The organism is Streptomyces sp. NPDC006207, assembly GCF_040613835.1.
Taxonomy (GTDB): Bacteria; Actinomycetota; Actinomycetes; order Streptomycetales; family Streptomycetaceae; genus Actinacidiphila.
This window is the reverse complement of record NZ_JBEXSX010000045.1, coordinates 57,263-75,391: the sequence shown is the minus strand read 5'-3', so window position 1 is coordinate 75,391 and position 18,129 is coordinate 57,263. Positions and strand designations below refer to the sequence as shown.

Here is an 18,129-nt window from a genome sequence, read left to right as displayed (position 1 = left end):
GCTCTTCGGGAGGTGCGGCGGTTCGAGGAGGCCATTGCTGCTCATGAGACGGCCCGCGACCTGCACCACGAGCTAGGCGACACCCACGCGGAAGCCGGCGCTTGGAACAACCTCGGTGCTGCTCTTCGGGAGGTGCGGCAGTTCGAGGAGGCCATTGCTGCTCATGAGACGGCCCGCGACCTGCACCACGAGCTAGGCGACACCCACGCGGAAGCCAGCGCCTGGAACAACCTCGGTGCTGCTCTACAGGCCGTACGGCGATTCGAAGAGGCCGTTGCTGCTCATGAGACGGCCCGCGACCTCTATCACGAGCTGGGCGACACCCACGGGAAAGCCGGCGCCTGGGACAACCTTGGGATCGCTCTTCGGGAGGTGCGGCAGTTCGAGGAGGCCATTGCTGCTCATGAGACGGCCCGCGACCTCTATCACGAGCTAGGCGACACCCACGCGGAAGCCAGCGCCTGGAACAACTTCGGTGCTGCTCTACAGGCCGTACGGCGATTCGAAGAGGCCGTTGCTGCTCATGAGACGGCCCGCGACCTCTATCACGAACTAGGCGACACCCACGCGGAAGCCACCGCCTGGAACAACCTCGGTGCTGCCCTTCGGGAGGTGCGGCGATTCGAAGAGGCATTGGCAGCTAGCGAGCGCGCTGCCGCAATGCTGGCCGATGAAAAGGATGCTTTTCGTAGCGGCGAGGCACTGGGGGAACTTGCCTACACGGTAGCCAAGGCAGGTGCCTCTGCTGCGGAGGTCCGAGCCGTGTGGTTGCGCGCCGCAGCCGTGTATGAACAAGCTGGCGCACTTGCAGAAGCGGCGGAAGCACAAGCACGAGCTGATAAAGGAACGTAACGAGACTCATCCGGAGTCTTGGCATGAACGGTTTCCACTCGCTCGTAGTGCTGGGCACTACAAGGCCTGCGCGGAGAGGCTTTGGGCTGGAGCTGCCATGGGGCGAGGGATCGGGGCCCGTACGCTGGCCGCGAATCGGGCTGGCTCCTTGCCTGCCCGCAATAGCCCGATGTGGGCCCCGATCTTCGAGGCTCGCCCCATGGTGGCTGCCTAAAGCATCGGAGCGCCGGCCGCCCCAGCCACCGCGGTTCTGACCTCATGCCCTCGGCCTACCTTTGTGGGCGCGCGGCGGCGGACGGCCGTGCCGAGCGGGACGGAGGCAGGAGCGTGGGCGCGGCCGGACGTCGGCCGCGCGCCCGGCGGAGCGTGAGCGACGCCGGGTGCCTTGATGAGGTAGAGAAATCTGTAACAGCTCAGCTCGCGCGGCTGAGTGTCCTGTCTCGGTTGATGGTTGACAGTGTGGCTTCACCTGATGCTTGACACCGCTTGCCTCGGTTTGGCTGTGTGCGTCTGATTCGCGCGTGCGGGGAGGGCCGGGGCCGTGCTGGTGGAGTTGAGCGTGGTCGAGCAGCGGTATCACGCAGTCATGGAGGTGGCTGCGGGCGCCCCAGTGGTCGAGGTCGCGGCCCGTTATGGGGTCTCGCGGCAGTCAGTGCATGCCTGGGTGCGCAAGTACGAGCAGACCGGCCTTTCGGGGTTGGCGGATCGATCGCACCGTCCGGCGTCGTGTCCGCACCGGATCCCGTCCGCGGTGGAAGCGTTGGTGTGTGACCTGCGGCGGGCGCATCCGGGCTGGGGCCCGCGCCGGCTGGTGCACGAACTGGAACGCAAACGGATCACACCGGTGCCGTCGCGGGCGACGGTCTATCGGGTGCTGGTCCGAAACGGCCTGGTCGAACCCGGGTTGCGGAAGCGCCAGAGGTCGGATTACCGCAGGTGGGAGCGGTCGGTGGCGATGGAGCTGTGGCAGCTGGACATCGTCGGCGGTGTCCTGCTGGCCGGCGGGGCGGAGTGCAAGGTGGTCACCGGCATCGATGACCACTCGCGGTTCGTGGTGATCGCGAAAGTCGTGCCGCGGGCGACCGGGCGAGCAGTCTGCCTGGCCTTCGGGGAGGCCCTGCTGCGGTTCGGGGTCCCGGAGGAGGTGCTGACCGACAACGGCAAGCAGTTCACGGCCCGGTTCGGCTCGGGCAAGCCAGGCGAGGTGTTATTCGACCGGATCTGCCGGGAGAACGGGATCAAGCACCGCCTGACCAAACCGAAGTCACCGACAACCACCGGGAAGATCGAGCGGTTCCATCAGACCCTGCGGCGTGAACTCCTCGACGACTGCGACCGGTTCACCGATGTTGCCGCCGCGCAGGCGGCGATCGACGCATGGCTGGTCGACTACAACACCGCCCGTCCGCATCAGTCCCTGGACATGCAGCCACCAGTCAGCCGGTTCACCAGGGCGGAGCCTGCCGCGCTGCCGGTGAAGCTGCCACCCAGCCTGGAAGCGACGCCCGGCGAACCGTCCGCGGTGGTGCCGAAGCAGCGTTCCGGGCCGCCTCCGGAGTCGCGGTCATGGCCCCTTGCCGAGGGCGAGGTCGGTGCCGTCGAAGTCGACCGGGTCGTGCCCCGGTCGGGCAACCTGGGTTTGTGCGGTCAGCAGATCTGGTTCGGCCCGGCGCTTGCGGGCACCGCGGTGACCTTGCGGATCGACGTGAGCCGGCTGCACGTCCTGATCGACGGCACCCGGCACAAGACCCTGCCCACCAAGTTGTCCGGCCGGGACCTGCGGACCTTGCTGGCCTGCGGCGATGCCCGGCCCGCCGGCCCATGGACGCAGGATCCGGGCCCGGCCACCACTGCAGCAGTGGAGGTGGACCGCACCGTCAACCCGGTCGGCTACGTCGGCCTGGGCGGCGACAAGGTCAACATCGGCTGGGCCTTCGCCGGACAACGCGTCACCCTCCGGCTCGACGGCACCGTCATGCAGGTCCTGAACGAGCACCGGACCCTGCTGGCCGCACTGCCCTGCCCCCTGCCAGCGACGGCTTGCGGTCGACTGCGCGGAGCCCGGCCCGCAGGCCCCCCACCGACCGTCCCACCGCCGGCACCGCAGACCGCCGAACGGATCGTCTCCAGCAACGGCGGCTTCGTCATCGCAGGCCAACGCGTCCAAGTCGGCCGCACCTGGGCCCGCCAGGTCGTCACCGCCCACCTCGACGACACCGTCATCCAGGTCTTCCACGGCAACGACCTGATCACCACCGTCCCCCGCACCACCACCAAAGGAGTAGTCGTCCGCAAATCCGGGGAGTACAACAAACGAAAAATCGTCTAGCCCAAACGTCAAGCGTCACCCGACGCCAAAACGTCAAGCCTCAACCGAGACCCGACACTGCTGCAAGAAAGATCGTCTAGGTCAGACCTCAGGCTTCGCCCGAGATACGAGCCGAACTGGTCCTGGCGCTCGATCGAAGGCGATCTCGCTCATTCCCAGCAGCTCGTCAACGATGACGGAACCAGCGTCGCCGTGGGGTTTTGGTCGGCAGGGCCATGCCCTCGGGTCCGACAGGTCCTCCAAGGAGCGCGGCGTAGACAGCGATGTTGTCTTCGGCCCCGTTGCGGAAGCGTTTGATGACGCGCTGGACAGGCCAGATGACGCTGCCGTTGTTCAGGCACAGCTGGATGTTGATCTCGCCGTCGGGGTCGTCATCATCGGCTTGCCACGTCCCTCCGAGTTCGCGTCGAAGTGTTTCACCCACGTACGCGCCCAGGGCGAAGAGGCGCTGTCCAGTCTCCTGGGCAAGTAGACCGCCGTCTGTTGGGGTTCCGTCTTCGCTGTGCTCTTCAAAGAAGCGTTCCACTTCACGAAGGCTGCCCATGGTGAAGTCGGCACGGTAGCGGGATTGTGTGAGCGCCCGGGCCATCCACTCGGCATGGGCGTGTACGTCTTCTACGAGTGTTGCCATTGCCCCTTCAGTCATCTCGATCGCCTGGTACGACCAGCCTCGGCCGCAGGGCCTACGCGTCGAAGTCGTATTCGAGGATGTAGGCGGCAGAGTCCAGGGTCATCTCGTTGACCTCAACCGGGCGTCCCTCGTCGGCGAACGCGGTGCGGCAGATCAGGATGACCGGCATGCCCATAGACAGTCCGAGTCGGGTTGCCTCGTCTTGGGACGGCATCCGGCTGCGGATCTCTTCACGGAAGTGCACGGGCTTGTAGCCGAGTTCGGCAAGGCGGGCGTAGGTGCCGCCGGGCCCGGTGTCTTCCTGGGTGATGGCTGACCCCGCCACGAGGGCGGCCGGCAGGTACGAGGTCGACAGAAGGACGGGCTTCCCGTCGAGTACGAAGCGGCGGCTGCGGACGCACACCGCTTCGCCCGCTGGCACGTCGAGTACACCGGCGATGTGTTCCGGAGCGGGCTCCTCGGTGACGGCGACCTGGTCCACCACCAGTTCGCGGTCGCCGATGTCGGCGGACCAGATTGAGCGGCCTGATCCCCATTGCTCCTGTGCTAGGCGCTGGATGCCGCGGCGTCGCAGTGGCCGAAAGTCGCGTACGAAGACGCCTGCTCCCTTTCGGGACTCGGCGATGCCTTCGTTCTGCAGGACGCTCAGGGCCTGCCGTGCCGTCATGCGGGCCACGCCGTGGACGGTCATGAGCTCGTTTTCGCCTGGCAGGCGGTCACCAGGGCCGTACTCACCTGCCCGGATGGCGTCCTTCAACGTGCCGGCGATCCGCTGGTACTTGGGGCGGCGGTCGGTGCCCTCGGTGGTCATGAGCGATCCCTCCTTCCTCTCTAGACAGCTTAGCGGCTAGGCGGTCAGGCGCCCCCTTCGAGACGGATCCGGCCAACATGTATAGAGACGTTGACGTGTATAGAGATGTTGGCTTCACTGGAGACATCTCTAGACAGGCTGCTCGTCCGGAGCAGCCTCACGAACAGGGAGACGCTTCATGCCGTCCTTCAAGATCGACGTTTCGACCGCGGTGACGTTCGTTGCGACCGCGCCTACCCCGAAGCTGGTGAACAAGCAGACCGGTGAGGTGGCGATCGACCGGGAGACCGGTGCGCAGATGATGACCATCGGTCTGCTGATCTCGGACGAGGGTGAGGGCAACCTCTACCAGGTGGCCGTGCCCGCGACCGGGGTGGACGAGACGCTGACGCCGGGCACTGCGGTGTCGGTGATCGGGCTGCGGGCCCGGGACTGGGAGAACACGTTCAACGGCCAGACCCGACACGGGATCTCCTTCCGCGCGGTGGCCGTCACGGCGGTGGCCTGAGCCATGGTGGATCTGGCGACGCTGATCGAGATCGGCACCCCACTGGCGGGGGCTGCTGGTGGCCTGGGCTATGCGAAGGTGAAGGCGCCGGGCGTGTACTGGTCGCTGGTGGGCCTGCCAATCACGATGGGCCGGTTCCACTTCACCTACGCCTCCACCATGGACGTGTGCGGCCTGACGGTGGCCCCGTCCCGGCTGCGGGCGTTCATGGTCCGCACCGTCGGTCGCCGCGAGGTTCAGCCGGTCCCCCCGAAGATCCGCCGGGTCGCCGGGTCCGCCACCAGCTTACGCGTCCGCCTCCGCATCCCCGCCGGCCTGGAACCCGACGACGTCGCCGCCGCCTCCAATCGGCTGCGGCACGCCTGGGGCGTCCACGCCGTCCACGTGGTGGAGATCAAGCCCGGCGTGGTCGAGCTGCGGATGACCGGCTACGACGTCCTCCGCACCGTGCGCATGCCGCGTCGCCTGCCGTCTGGGCCGATGGTGGTGCCGGTGGCGTTGCGGGAGGACGGGACCGCGTTCGCCCGGAACTACCGGGAGATCCCGCACGCCCTGACCTTGGGGGCGAATCAGTCGGGCAAGTCGGTGTATCAGCGCAACCTGATCAAGCAACTCGCCAAGCTCCCGGTGGCCCTGGTGGGGATCGACTGCAAGCGCGGGGTGGAACAGACCCCGTATGCGCCGCGCCTGTCGGCCCTGGCCACCGACCCGGAACAGGCGGCCGGCCTCCTGGACGCCCTCGTGGGGGAGATGGAGGCACGCTTCGATCTCCTCAAGCACTACCAGGGCACCGCGTTGTCGACGCCGAACGGGGAGATCACCTCCGACATCTGGGGCCTGCCGAAGAAGGTGCGGCCGGTGCCGGTCGTGGTCCTGGTGGATGAGGTCGCCGAGCTGTTCTTGACGGCGACGAAGAAGGATGAGGAACGCCGGGACCGCATGGTTACCCAGTTGATCCGGCTGGCGCAGATGGCCCGCGCGGTCGGCATCTACCTGGAGATCTGCGGCCAGCGCTTCGGGGCCGAACTCGGCAAGGGCGCCACCATGCTCCGCGCACAGCTCACCGGCCGTGTCGTCCACCGCGTCAACGACAAGCAGACCGCCGAAATGGGCCTCGGGGACATCTCACCCGAAGCCATGCACGCCGCAACCGCCATCGCCGCCGACCGCCCCGGCGTCGCTGTCGCGGGTGACGCCTCCGGCGGCTGGACCCACATCCGCACCCCGCTGACCTCGATCACCGACACCGCCGCGGTCTGTCGGGCGCACGCCGACCTGGTCCCCGACCTTCCCGCCCTGGCCCCGTTCCGGCCGGACAACCCGGCTCTGCCTGCTCCGGCTGACGCACCAGCGCTGACCCGGCCACGCCCGGTCACCGAGTAGTCCCGCATCCCTTGTCCCACGGTCGGCGCGGCCGCTTCGCGCCAGGTCCCTACCCCGCCCATCCCTGAAAGGAGGTGACCCCCGTGGCCCGCCCCAACCGCTTTGACCCGGTGCTCATTCAGGCCGTGATCGCCGGTGCGCTGTCCTTCGCCCACCTGCACGACATCGCTGAAGCTGCCGGCCAGCACGACTGGAAAGCCTGGGCCTACCCCATCTCCGTCGACCTGCTGCTGGTCGCCGCCTGGCGCCGCATGCGCATCCTGCGCGCCGCTGACCGTCCGGCCCGCGCCGCCTGGACCTGGTTCGTGATCGCCCTGACCGCGTCCCTGGGCGCCAACATCGCCACCGCCGGACTCCTCGACATGAACGCCGTCCCGGCCTGGCTGCGCATCCTCGTCGCCGGATGGCCCGCCCTGGCTTTCCTCGGCGGCACCCTCCTCGCCCACACCCCAACACCCGCACCGGCCGCTGAACCGACTCCGGCGTCCGAAGCTGCCCCGGCTCCCGAGCCGTCCCCGCACGTCACGGTCGAACGCGCCTGCGACCCCGCGCCGGAACTCCCCGGGCCTGCTCCTCAACCGGTGTCCTCGCCGTCCGTGCCGCCTGCGCTGTTGGCGCACGCTCGGAAGGTCGCCGACACCCACCACGCCGCCACTGGCTCACCGATCGACGCCGCGACCCTGCGGACCCGCCTGGGCGTCCCGGCGGCCCTGGCGGACGTGCTCGCCGCCCAACTCACCTGAGAAGGAGGACACCGCAATGCGTCCGCAGATCCGCGCCGCCCTGGAACGCTCCGCCGAACTCACCCGGAATAACCGCCTGGTCGACGGCATGCGCATGGGCGAAGCCGCGATCAACCAAGCCACCGACGACGAACACCCCGAGATCCGGCAGTGGCTCACCGACCACGCCGACGACTTCACCCGGCAGGAGGACTGACCATGCCGCGTCCGAACCGCTTCTTCAACGTGATCCGCATCGGCCCCGTCAAGGTCGGCACCTACCACGACGGCCGCGGACACACCCGCCACACCGCCGCCTGCACCGCGCCTGGCTGCGGCTTCTCCACCGACTACCGCGACCGCTCCGGCGCCGAACTCGCCGCCCGCACCCACCGCTGCCAGCCCTGAAAGGAGATGAACCACCATGCGCTACCCCGACGCGCAGCTGAGGGCCAACCACCGCCCCTCCCAGCTGATCCCGCCTGGCGTCCACCCCGGACAGGTCGTGGTCATACAGGCCCCGCCGGCCTCCTACGCCGGGAAGATCCTGCTCACCCTCACCGTGAGTGCCGGCACTGCCCTGGTGCTCGTGGTCCTGGCCTTCGCCTTCCAGACGATCGCCGCTGCCGCTGCTGCGGCCATCCCCACCGTGGGCGGGGCCAGCGTCTCGCTCCACCTCGCGCGCAAGCGATAACGGGCCCCCGGGGCGGCACTCAGCCGCCAAGCATCGACCGCCCCGGACGCCCTGCTCCCTCTCAGACCCAACGGACCCGAAAGGACTGCCACATCATGCCCCAGCACGCTCTGAGCCGGCCGGTCTGCCGCGACTGCGACGGCTTCCCCGTCGTCGCCATCACCACCGGCACCCGCCTGCCGGACGCCACCCGCGCCACCCTCCGCGTCGCCTGCCCCGCCTGTAAGGGCACCGGCCACACCCTCTCCGCCCCGGTTCTCGCCCGGACCGGGAGGTGAGCGACTTGACCGACACCGCCACCGCGGCGGGCCTGGACCCGGCCACCCTGCGTGATCTGCTGCGGGTGGCCGGGTCTCCCGGCTTCGACCGCTGGCAAGACCAGATCCGCCGCACCGGCGGCTGCTCCGACCCGATTCACCTGACCGGCTACACCAAGACCCTCGACCGGGCCACCGGCACGGTCCTCCACACGTACTCGACCGACACCGAGCCCGGCGGACGGCTCCGCGTTGCGTGTGGCAACCGCCGCGCCTCCCGCTGCCCGGCCTGCGCCTGGACCTACGCCGGCGACACCTACCACCTCATCCGCGCTGGCCTCGTCGGAGACCCCACCAAAGGAACCCCCGAGACAGTGCGCGTGCACCCGAAGGTGTTCGCCACCCTCACCGCCCCCTCGTTCGGCCCCGTTCACAACCGCCCCGGCACCGCCCCCTGCCGCTGCGGGCTCCGCCACGGTGAGGACGACACCGCGTTAGGCACGCCCCTGGACCCCGAGAGCTACGACTACGCGGGTGCGGTGCTGTGGAACAACCACGCCTCGGAACTGTGGCGGTACTTCACCATCTACCTGCGCCGCGAGATCGCCGCCCGCGTCGGCCTCACGCAGAAAGCCGCTCGCGAACAGTGCCGGGTCTCCTTCGGCAAGGTCGCCGAGTACCAGCGCCGCGGCGCCGTCCACTTCCACGCCATCGTCCGCTTCGACGGCCCAGACGGACCTGACACCCCGCCCCCGCCCTGGGCGACTCTCGACCTGCTCACCGACGCTATCGGTGCCGCCGCCCGCCGCGTTGCGGTGCCCGTCCCCGCTGCCGGCGACCAGCCCGCCCGCACCCTGACCTGGGGTGCCCAGCTCGACGTGCAGCCCATCCGCTCTGCCGACGCTGGCACGGATGGGGAGCTGACCGAGCAGGGGGTGGCCTCGTACGTGGCCAAGTACGCCACCAAAGCCGCAGAGACCACCGGCACCGTCGACCGGCGGGTGGGCAACCGCGAAGCCCTCGTACTCCTCGGCGTCCCGCCCCACCCTCGGCGGCTGATTGAAGCCTGCTTCGACCTCCACAAGCTCTACCCGGACCGCAAGCTCCTCGACTGGGCCCACATGCTCGGCTTCCGTGGCCACTTCTCCACGAAATCCCGCCGCTACTCCACCACCCTCGGCGCCCTGCGGCAGGTCCGCGCCGACTACCGCGCCGCCCAGCAACGCGAAGCCCTCGGCCTGCCCGACCCCGACGACTCCCCGGAAGCCACCACGCTTGTCCTCGCCCACTGGGCCTACGCCGGCCACGGCCACACCCCCGGCGAATCCGTCCTCGCCGCGTCGATTGCCCGGGATCTCCAGCTCAACCGCGAAACCGCCCGCGAAGCCCTGCAAGACCTCCGCGCCACGGAAGGAGACCTGCTGTGAGCGACGTTCTGCTGACCGTTGAACAAGCCGCCGAACGGCTCGGCACGACCACGCGTTTCCCTCGTCGGCTCATCGCCGAACGCCGCATCGCCTTCGTGAAGGTGGGGCGTCACGTACGGATCGCAGATAGCGCCCTGTCTGCCTACATCGCGGGCAACACGGTGGAGCCGATTCGCCGGCGTCTTCCCCGCCGGGGGAGGGCTGCCTGATGGGTAACAAGAAAGGATCTCGTCGCCGGTTCGGGTCGGTTAGGCAGTACCGGTCCGGCCGTTGGACAGCTGGTTATCTAGGGCCTGACGGGCAGGAGTACCGGTCGCCGGAGACCTTTGCCACCAGGCGGGATGCCGAGATCTGGCTGTCACAGGTCGAGGCTGATCTGACGCGGGGGGACTGGCAGGACCCGAATGCCGGAGCGGTCAACTTCGAGGAGTACGCCCTCCAGTGGATCGCCGAGCGCGACCTATCGGCGACCACCGAAGAGCTGTATCGACGGCTGTTGAGGCTGCACATCCTGCCGACGTTCCGCACCTGGGACCTGGACGAGATGACCTCACCTCGTATCCGCACCTGGCGGGCAGAGCGCCTGTCGACCAGTGGAGCGGCAACGACTATCGCCAAGGCATATCGGCTGCTTAAGGCGATTCTCGAGACGGCCGTCGAGGACGAACTGATCCGCCGCAATCCGTGTCGCATTCGAGGCGCGGGCAAGGAGTCGGCACCGGAGCGCCCGACCGCAACCGTGGAACAGGTTGACGCGCTCGCGGAAGCCATGGGACCGCGGTGGCGGCTGATGGTCTACATCGCCGCTTACGGTCCGGCTCGTCCGGAGGAACAGGCCGGCCTTCGACGCCTGGACGTCGACCTGGATGCCGTGGGCGTGTGGGTCCGACGGGCTGCGCCGGAGCTGACGACGGGCAAGCGTGCGGAGGGCCCCACCAAGTCCGAAGCGGGGAAGCGGTTCATCGTCCTGCCACCGTTCATGCGCAAGGACCTTGAACGGCATCTCAAGTGGTTCGCCGAGAAGGAGCCGAACGGCCTGCTGTTCGTGGGCGAACGGGGCGCGCCCTTCCGTCGCTCCTCCTTCGGCCGCAAGTGGCGGCGGGCCCGCGCTGAGGTCGGGCTTCCGGAGAACTTCCGCTTCTACGATCTGCGGCACACTGGCCACACCCTCGCCACTCAATCGGGCGCCACGCTCAAGGACACGATGGTCCGGGCGGGCCAGTCCTCGGAGCGAGCTGCGCTGATCTATCAGCACTCGACCTTGGAGCGGCAGCGGGAGGTCGCCGCGGCTCTCGACGCGCGGGTGCGTGCGGAGCGTGCGAGGGCATCTGGTGCGGATCTGGTGCGCGACGCCTAGAGAGGTCCAGACAACAAAGAAGCCCCGGGCTGTGTGCCTGGGGCTTTCTGCTGGAGCGGGTGACGGGAATCGAACCCGCGCTCTGAGCTTGGGAAGCTCATGTTCTACCATTAAACTACACCCGCGTAAGACACCTGTTGAGGCATCTGACCTCGCACACTGTACCCCATGCCCGGCCCCGGACGCATACCTCCGGGGCCTTCGTGTTGCCTCCGGAATGGCGTGCGTGGGGAGGCGCGGGAGGCGTACGGTGAGGGGGACCCGGGGTGCCTGAGTGGGCGGAGTGCCGCGTGAGGCGGGGGTGGGTTCATCCCCTAATGTGGCTTTCGTCGTTGAGGTACCGGGGAGAAGGGGAGCGATGGATCGCACCGTCGTTCGTTGTGCCGAAGGGCACGTTTTCAGCACCGCCACGTTCCCGATGCAGAACCTGGGCGCCGGAAGGCTCGGCCCCGGGCGCTTGATCAGGTGTCCGCGGTGTGCGCGGCTGCGGAGCGCCGTCCCCGTGGCGGCTGACAGCGGCAAGTAGCCGCGCAGGTCCGGACACGCAGGTCGGACGTGACGCGGGGGCTCCGGGCCGGGTCGGCTCGATTCGGCCCGGAGCCCGGTCCCCGCGTAACCTGCTTGCGTGCTTCTCTCTGACAAGGACATCCGGACCGAGATCGACAACGGGCGGGTCGGGATCGACCCGTACGAGCCGTCGATGGTGCAGCCGTCGAGCATCGACGTCCGGCTGGACCGCTTCTTCCGGGTGTTCGAGAACCACCGGTACCCGCACATCGACCCGGCCGTCGAGCAGCCGGACCTGACGCGGCTGGTGGAGCCGGAGGGGGACGACGCGTTCATCCTCCACCCCGGGGAGTTCGTGCTGGCCTCGACGTACGAGGTGATCTCCCTGCCGGACGACATCGCCTCGCGCCTGGAGGGCAAGTCGAGCCTCGGCCGGCTGGGGCTGCTGACGCACTCGACGGCGGGCTTCATCGACCCCGGTTTCTCGGGGCACGTGACGCTGGAGCTGTCGAACGTTGCCACCCTGCCGATCAAGCTCTGGCCGGGCATGAAGATCGGGCAGCTGTGCCTCTTCCGCCTGACCTCGTCGGCGGAGTTCCCGTACGGCTCGGACAAGTACGGCTCGCGGTACCAGGGGCAGCGGGGGCCGACGCCGTCGCGTTCCTACCTCAACTTCCACCGGACGAAGGTCTGAGCGCATGAGCGGGCCGGCGCGGGAGAACCTGACGTACGAGGCCTTCGGGCAGGCGGTGCGGGACCTGGCGCAGACGATCGCCGACGACGGCTTCGAGCCGGACCTCGTGCTGTCGATCGCCCGCGGCGGGGTGTTCGTGGCGGGCGGGCTCGCGTACGCGCTCGACTGCAAGAACATCCACCTGGTGAACGTCGAGTTCTACACCGGGGTCGGGACGACGCTGGAGATGCCGGTGATGCTGGCCCCGGTGCCGAACGCGATCGACTTCTCCGACAAGAAGGTGCTGATCGCGGACGACGTCGCCGACACGGGCAAGACGCTCAAGCTCGTCCGCGACTTCTGCGCCGACCACGTCGCCGAGGTGCGCAGCGCGGTGATCTACGAGAAGTCGCACTCGCTCGTGAAGTGCGACTACGTCTGGCGGCGCACCGAGGACTGGATCAACTTCCCCTGGAGCGTCGATGGGCCCGTGGTCCGTCGGGCGGGACAGGTCTTCGACGCCTGACCGGCGACAGCAAGGGCAGTGGGCATTTACATCTGAGCTGATGCCGTAGCCCTCACATGCCTCGGTCGGGGCCGAACCAGGGTCTGGGGCGTTCGTCGGGAGCCATGGGCAGATGCTCCAGCCGGACAGGGCCGGGGTAGAACGCAGAGCTGTTGGGGCCCGTCATGTCCTCGCCGATGAGATAGCGGTGGAGCCACTCCGCGAACGACACTCGGTGCTCCGCCCACCAGAGGTCCCCGTCGACGACGATGAGCCGTTCGTCCTCTTCGCCTGGCCCGCGTACCAGGAACACGTACTCCCCGCGATCCGTGGACGCGATCGGCCACAGCCCGGCCATGGTCCCGAAGGTCAGCTCAGGGAGCCCGAACAGCTCCCGCGGGTCCTCGTCGGGATCGAGGTCCAGGCCGTCCCAGTCGACGTCGGTGAAGGCCGTGATGGTCTCCCGCATCCATTGGCTCAGATTCCACCACTCGGTTGCAGGATGGTTGAGATAGAGATGCGCGTTTACGATGACGGGGGCGTAGGAGTCGATGATCTTCTTGTAGTCGGAGGGGAGCGCCAGGCCGAGCTCGGTCTCGAGGCGGAGCCATGCAGAGGGGTCGGCGAAGCGGTCCTCGGGCGGGCCGAGCATGTCGATGACTGCGCGCAGGTGTTCGTTCATCGTGACCTCGTCGGCGGGTGAGGGGAGCTGAGAAGGTGGTGCCTCGGACCGTTCCGAGCCGTCGATCATGCCGTGTCCCTGTGGCGCGCGACAGCCCCTGGATGCGAGGAGTTCGACGGCCGGATAGTCGGGGCAAGGCCGTTGCACTGCACAACCCTCACGAGGGCAACTTCCCCTGGAGCGTCCTGCCTCCGGTGCGCGGGGCGGGAGAGCCGATCACCCCGTCGAGGGATGCGCTCTGATCCATGCCGCGCCGCACCTGCACTTCGTGGCCGGGTCCTTCGTGAACTTCCGGGACCACGCGTTCCAGGACGCCGGCGGGCACGCGTTCCGCTGGGTCTCCCACAAGGCGTTCCGTTTCCCGCCCGGGGCGGGTGACCGGGAGTTGCCGGGGCGCTGATCGCCCACGAGCAGTTCCGCTACGACTACGCGGGGGAGGCGACGTCGAGCCGGACGGCACGCGCCACGGCTCGTACCGGCTCGAACGCATCGGCCCGGACGCCTACCGACCGGTGGCCCCCGCTGACGCGATCCGGACGCTTCGGGGCCGGGTCGCCCGGTACGACAGGGTCCCCGCGTCCCCGGAAGCTGTGCTCGAGGAGCGGGTGTACCGCGTGATCGGCCCCGGGACCGGCTGCCACCGCCTGGCCGACCCGGGCAGGGACGCGTTCCACGACTGGGGCGGTGTGCACTGTGACTTCCACGCTTACGCGTAAGGGGCGCCACTCCTGGAGTGGCGCCCCTTACCCGTGGTTCCGGTTCCCCGTGCCGGGGTGGCGGGCGGGCCTCAGATCACCGGGAGCTTGAAGAGCACCAGCAGCGCGATCAGCTGGATCGACGCCGCGCCCAGGGCCTTGGGCCACGGGAGGTCGTGGGACTTGGAGACCATGGAGGTCAGCAGGGCGGCGCAGCCGATCCAGGTGGCCCAGCCGAGGAACTGGACGAAGCTGTTGGCGCTGCCCAGGAAGACGGCGAAGACCAGGCGCGGGGCGTCGGTCAGCGAGGTGACGAGCATCGCCAGGCCGATGGTGGGCGCCCAGGCGCCGTCGCCGCCGAGCTGGCGGGCGAGGGCGTTGGTGACGGCGCCGAGCATCAGGCCGCAGAGGATGACGGCGATGGCCGTGCACACCACCCAGGGGACGCTGTTGGACAGGGTGGCGTCGAGCACGTCCTCGCGGGCGGTGTCGAAGCCGAAGACGGCGAGCAGCCCGTAGAGGAAGGTGACGATCAGGGCGGGGCCCCACACCTGGTAGTCGCGCATCTGCCAGAAGGTGGCGGACGGGCGCATGACGATCCCGCTCAGCAGCTGCTTCCAGCCGAGCCGGGGGCCGGCCGGGGGCGCCATGGTGTGGCCCGCGCGGTAGGTGGACACCTGGTCCGGGTGCTGCGGGGACTGCGCTTCGTAGGGGTCGTAGGCGTCGGGCGCGTCGCCGATGGAGAAGGCGCGGGTGTGCCCGGGGTTGTTGTCGTACGAGGGCGCCGGCGCCGCGGAGCCGCCGAAGTACTCGGGCTCACCCTCGGCGGCCGGTGTGAAGCCGTGGTGGGGCTGCTGCCCGCCCGGCGAGGTGTTCTGCTGCGGGTAGCCGCCGTACTGCTGATGCGGGTGCTGCACGTCCCCGTCCCGTCCGCGTCCGTTCCTGAATCCAGCCACGCCTCGAACGTACCCGTTCACGGGGGCGGAGGGCGGTGCCCCCCGCCCCCGGAGGGGCATTGCTGCCAAGCTGTGACAGATTCCAGGCCCGCGCGGGCGGCCCGTGCGGGCGGCCCGGACCGACCCCGGATCAGCCCAGGATGTCGCCCAGGTTGGGGGCGCCGCTGGTGGAGACGCCGAGGGCGGTGGGGCTGAAGGTGCCCACCGTGGAGGTGCTGATGCCGCCGGAGGTGCCGCGCAGCTGCCACAGGGCGCCGTTGCCCGTGTTCTTGCCGGGGGCGGCGACGGTGAGGTCGGCGTGCCGGTCGCCGTCGACGTCCTTGAGGAGGACGGTCCAGCCGAAGCGGTCGACGGCCTCACTGGAGCCGGGGACGCCGGGGGTGCCCTGGTTGAGCGAGAGCGCGCCCGAGGTCATGACCCCGCCCGGCGCTCCGCGCAGGACGAGGGCGGCGCCGGCCGCGGTGACCTTGCCGATCGTCTCGTCGCTGACGCCGACGACCAGGTCGGCGCGTCCGTCGCCGTCGACGTCGCCGGTGGCCACGGACTCCCCGAAGGCGTCCCCGTACTCGTCCTCGCCCGGTATCCCCGGAGTGGCCTGGGTGAGGGTCTGGGAGGGCTGTACGGAGACGCCCTCCGGGCCGCCGAGGTGGATGTGGACCGCGCCGCCGCCGAAGGCGTCGTTGATGTTGCCGGGGTCGCCGACGACGAGGTCGTCGCGGCCGTCGCCGTTGAGGTCGCCGGTGGCCACGGGCCGCCCGAAGGCGTCCCCGCCGGCCAGGGTGACGGGATGGCCGAGCCCGGAGGCTGCACCGCGGTAGGTGACCACGGTGGGCTGTGCGGTCGTGGTGCCGATGCCGTGGACGACGAGGTCGGCGACATGGTCCCCGTCCAGGTCTCCGGAGGTCAGGGTGATGGGCAGGTAGCCGTCCTTCTTGAGCGGGACCTTCAGCGCGTAGCGGGCCGTGGCCGTGGATGCCTTGGAGAAGCCGCCCTTCAGGACCCAGACGTCGGTGCCCTTGCCGGACACCGCCAGGTCGGGCTTGCCGTCGCCGCTGAAGTCCGCGACGGCGAGCGACCACCCGAAGCGGTCGTGGGCCGTGGGCGCCGGGTCGGCGACCGTGGTGGCCCCGGACAGGCCGGAGCGGCTGCCCCAGACGACGGTCACGGAGCCTGCGTCGGTGTCGCTGCCGACGTCCTCCCCGGGGCTGCCGACGACGAGGTCGGCGTAACCGTCGCCGTTGAGGTCGCCGGATGCCACCGAGTCCCCGAAGGCGTCGCCCTTCTCGGCCGTGCCCGGGACGCCGGCGGAGTTCTGGGTGACGACGGTCCGCCGGCCGGCGGACAGGCCCTTGGCGGAGCCGTACACGACGACGACGGCCCCGGCGCCCGCGTGGCCGCCGACGTGGGCCTGGCCCGCGGCGGCGACGACGTCGCGGTAGCCGTCGCCGTTGAAGTCGTCGGAGTACCGGGCGGGGGCGGCGTACGCCTGGGGCGCGCCGGCGGTGAGGGGGACGAGACCGCCGGCGAGCAGGAGCGCGGCGGCCGCGGCGAGGCGGGGGTGGTGCATGAGTGGGGGTTCCTTCGTGCCGGGCGGCCGCCTCCCTGGCGGGAGGTGGCCGCCGGTGGTGGGTCAGTTGCCGAAGTTGGCGCCGAACAGGGGGCTTCCGGAGGTGGAGACGCCCACGGTGCTGGGGGCGATCGACAGCGCCCCGCTGATGCTGATCTTGGTGCCGTCGGAGCGCAGGGCGGTGACGGCGCCGTTGCCGCCGTTCTCGCCGTAGGTGGTGACGGTCAGGTCGGCCTTGCCGTCGCCGTTGACGTCGTCGAGGTGGAGCTCGCCGCCGAACTGGTCGTACTTCTCGTCCGAGCCCGGCACGCCCGCGGTGTTCTGCGTGAAGTACTGGTAGCCGGCCGTGGTGTTGAGCCCGGTCGGCGAGCCGTACAGGAGGGTGACCGAGCCGGCGTCGACGACCCCGTTCAGGTCCTCGCCCGCGGAACCGACGGCGAGGTCCTGGAAGCCGTCGCCGTTGACGTCGCCGAGGTGGAGCTCGCTGCCGAAGGCGTCGCCCTGCTCGGAGCCGCCAGGGATGTTGCCGCTGTCCTGGGTGATGGACGTGGCGCTGCCGGGGCCGGTGGCGGTGCCGTAGACGACCTTGACGGTGCCGCCCTTGACGGCGCCGGGGACGCTGGGCTCGCCGCCCGTGCCCGGGTCCCAGCTGACGCCGATGACGATGTCGCCGTGGCCGTCGCCGTTGACGTCGCCGATGCCGGTGATGACGCCGCCCTGGAGCTTGACGGCGCGCGAGGCGACGAGGCCGGAGGCGGAGCCGGGGAGGTAGTAGTTGGCGTTCCAGCCGTAGTCGCTGGTGGTCTCGTAGCCGTCGACGATCAGGTCGCTCATGCCGTCGCCGTTGACCTCGCCCGCGGTGAGGTTGAGCGGTCCGGTGTCGCCGCCGGACTGGATCGGGGGCTTGACCGTGTAGCGGCCGCCGGAGGTGCCGCTCTTGGTGATGCCGCCCTTGTAGACGTAGACGGTGCTGGCGGAGGAGCCGACCGCGAGGTCGTCCTTGCCGTCGCCGTCGAAGTCGGCGGCCGCGAGGGAGCGGCCCCAGCGGTCGTGGCTGCTGGGCGCGGGGTCGGCGAGGGTGGTGCCCCCGGTGAGGCCCTTGGAGGAGCCCCACAGGATGGTGACCATGCCGCCGTCGACGTCGCTGCCGAGGTCCTCGGAGGCGGCGGCGACGGCCAGGTCGCTGAAGCCGTCGCTGTTGAAGTCGCCGACGGCGGTCATCCAGCCGAAGCCGTCGCCCTTCTCGGCACCGCCGGGGACGCCGGAGGTGTTCTGGCTGATGACGCTGCGCCGGGCGGCGGTGAGGCCGTTGGAGGAGCCGTAGAGGGCGACGACCTGGCCGGCGCCCTTCAGGCCGCTCACGTAGGCGTTGCCGGCGGAGAAGGCGACGTCGGCGTAGCCGTCGCCGTTGAAGTCCGCCTTGTGGCCGGTGCCGGTGGCGGAGGCGGGGCTCGCCGCGAGGGCGAGGAGGCCGCTGGTGAGCGCGGCGGCTGCGGTCGCCGCGAGGGCGACCCGGGTGCGCTTGTGCATGCGGGTGTACTCCTGTGCATGCGGGGATGCCCGTGGGCATCCG

20 protein-coding genes and 1 tRNA gene are annotated in these 18,129 nt (G+C 69.7%); 14 read left to right on the top strand and 7 right to left on the bottom strand.

All coding sequences use genetic code 11. From position 1 onward, the window contains the following. The coding region (locus ABZ312_RS30355; protein WP_500439171.1) for a tetratricopeptide repeat protein at window positions 1–852 on the top strand (852 nt) is incomplete at its 5' end. Window positions 853–1,405: 553 nt separating this feature from the next. Further along, entirely contained in the window at window positions 1,406–3,181 is a 1,776-nt protein-coding gene (locus tag ABZ312_RS30350; protein WP_500361005.1) for an IS481 family transposase, read from the top strand. Window positions 3,182–3,347: 166 nt separating this feature from the next. On the opposite strand, the gene ABZ312_RS30345 is transcribed toward ABZ312_RS30350, so the two are convergent. Both ABZ312_RS30345 and ABZ312_RS30340 read right to left on the bottom strand, forming a co-directional pair. After that, window positions 3,348–3,812, bottom strand: a complete 465-nt coding sequence (locus tag ABZ312_RS30345) for a hypothetical protein (protein WP_500439170.1) — start codon at window positions 3,810–3,812, stop codon at window positions 3,348–3,350. 52 nt (window positions 3,813–3,864) lie between these two features. Then, window positions 3,865–4,623 (bottom strand): GntR family transcriptional regulator, encoded by a 759-nt coding sequence (locus ABZ312_RS30340; protein WP_500439169.1) that lies wholly within the window; start codon window positions 4,621–4,623, stop codon window positions 3,865–3,867. A 178-nt stretch (window positions 4,624–4,801) separates the two neighbouring features. Here ABZ312_RS30340 and ABZ312_RS30335 point away from each other — a divergent pair, with 178 nt between their 5' ends. The 10 genes from ABZ312_RS30335 to ABZ312_RS30290 all read left to right on the top strand — a co-directional run bounded on the left by ABZ312_RS30335 (window position 4,802) and on the right by ABZ312_RS30290 (window position 10,971). Further along, complete coding sequence (locus tag ABZ312_RS30335; protein WP_361002401.1) at window positions 4,802–5,131, top strand: SCO3933 family regulatory protein; 330 nt, start codon at window positions 4,802–4,804, stop codon at window positions 5,129–5,131. Window positions 5,132–5,134: 3 nt separating this feature from the next. Beyond that, entirely contained in the window at window positions 5,135–6,514 is a 1,380-nt protein-coding gene (locus ABZ312_RS30330) for an FtsK/SpoIIIE domain-containing protein (RefSeq protein WP_500439168.1), read from the top strand. An 83-nt stretch (window positions 6,515–6,597) separates the two neighbouring features. Then, on the top strand, window positions 6,598–7,257 hold the full coding sequence (locus ABZ312_RS30325; RefSeq protein WP_500439167.1) for a DUF2637 domain-containing protein: 660 nt from the start codon (window positions 6,598–6,600) through the stop codon (window positions 7,255–7,257). Window positions 7,258–7,273: 16 nt separating this feature from the next. Continuing rightward, the gene (locus ABZ312_RS30320) at window positions 7,274–7,453 is read left to right on the top strand and encodes a hypothetical protein (protein ID WP_500439166.1); all 180 of its coding nucleotides are present in this window, start codon (window positions 7,274–7,276) and stop codon (window positions 7,451–7,453) included. A gap of 2 nt (window positions 7,454–7,455) precedes the next feature. After that, a complete protein-coding gene (locus ABZ312_RS30315) occupies window positions 7,456–7,644 on the top strand; it encodes a mobile element transfer protein (protein WP_018563363.1) in 189 nt (62 codons plus the stop codon). 16 nt (window positions 7,645–7,660) lie between these two features. Further along, complete coding sequence (locus ABZ312_RS30310) at window positions 7,661–7,930, top strand: hypothetical protein (RefSeq protein WP_500439165.1); 270 nt, start codon at window positions 7,661–7,663, stop codon at window positions 7,928–7,930. Window positions 7,931–8,025: 95 nt separating this feature from the next. Then, entirely contained in the window at window positions 8,026–8,208 is a 183-nt protein-coding gene (locus ABZ312_RS30305; protein ID WP_500439164.1) for a hypothetical protein, read from the top strand. A 5-nt stretch (window positions 8,209–8,213) separates the two neighbouring features. Next, entirely contained in the window at window positions 8,214–9,614 is a 1,401-nt protein-coding gene (gene repSA, locus ABZ312_RS30300; protein WP_500439163.1) for a replication initiator protein RepSA, read from the top strand. Further along, a complete protein-coding gene (locus ABZ312_RS30295) occupies window positions 9,611–9,823 on the top strand; it encodes an excisionase family DNA-binding protein (RefSeq protein ID WP_406266440.1) in 213 nt (70 codons plus the stop codon). Before repSA ends, ABZ312_RS30295 begins: the two co-directional genes overlap by 4 nt. Beyond that, on the top strand, window positions 9,823–10,971 hold the full coding sequence (locus tag ABZ312_RS30290; RefSeq protein WP_500439162.1) for a tyrosine-type recombinase/integrase: 1,149 nt from the start codon (window positions 9,823–9,825) through the stop codon (window positions 10,969–10,971). Before ABZ312_RS30295 ends, ABZ312_RS30290 begins: the two co-directional genes overlap by 1 nt. Before the next feature lie 51 nt (window positions 10,972–11,022). Here the strand turns inward: ABZ312_RS30290 and ABZ312_RS30285 are convergent. Next, window positions 11,023–11,096 (bottom strand) — tRNA-Gly (locus tag ABZ312_RS30285). Window positions 11,097–11,596: 500 nt separating this feature from the next. Between ABZ312_RS30285 and dcd the strand changes: the two genes are divergently transcribed. Then, a complete protein-coding gene (dcd, locus tag ABZ312_RS30280; protein ID WP_499512697.1) occupies window positions 11,597–12,172 on the top strand; it encodes a dCTP deaminase in 576 nt (191 codons plus the stop codon). 4 nt (window positions 12,173–12,176) lie between these two features. Beyond that, entirely contained in the window at window positions 12,177–12,677 is a 501-nt protein-coding gene (locus tag ABZ312_RS30275) for a phosphoribosyltransferase (RefSeq protein WP_500322533.1), read from the top strand. A gap of 52 nt (window positions 12,678–12,729) precedes the next feature. Here ABZ312_RS30275 and ABZ312_RS30270 read toward each other — a convergent pair whose 3' ends face one another. From ABZ312_RS30270 to ABZ312_RS30255, 4 genes are all read right to left on the bottom strand, one after another. Continuing rightward, on the bottom strand, window positions 12,730–13,407 hold the full coding sequence (locus ABZ312_RS30270) for an SMI1/KNR4 family protein (protein WP_500439161.1): 678 nt from the start codon (window positions 13,405–13,407) through the stop codon (window positions 12,730–12,732). 718 nt (window positions 13,408–14,125) lie between these two features. Continuing rightward, window positions 14,126–14,989 carry a Yip1 family protein gene (locus ABZ312_RS30265; protein WP_500322537.1) on the bottom strand — a complete coding sequence of 288 codons (864 nt, stop codon included), beginning with the start codon at window positions 14,987–14,989 and terminating at the stop codon, window positions 14,126–14,128. 130 nt (window positions 14,990–15,119) lie between these two features. Next, a complete protein-coding gene (locus ABZ312_RS30260; protein ID WP_500439160.1) occupies window positions 15,120–16,556 on the bottom strand; it encodes an FG-GAP-like repeat-containing protein in 1,437 nt (478 codons plus the stop codon). Window positions 16,557–16,619: 63 nt separating this feature from the next. Then, the gene (locus tag ABZ312_RS30255; RefSeq protein ID WP_500322539.1) at window positions 16,620–18,086 is read right to left on the bottom strand and encodes an FG-GAP and VCBS repeat-containing protein; all 1,467 of its coding nucleotides are present in this window, start codon (window positions 18,084–18,086) and stop codon (window positions 16,620–16,622) included. Window positions 18,087–18,129 lie beyond the last annotated feature (43 nt).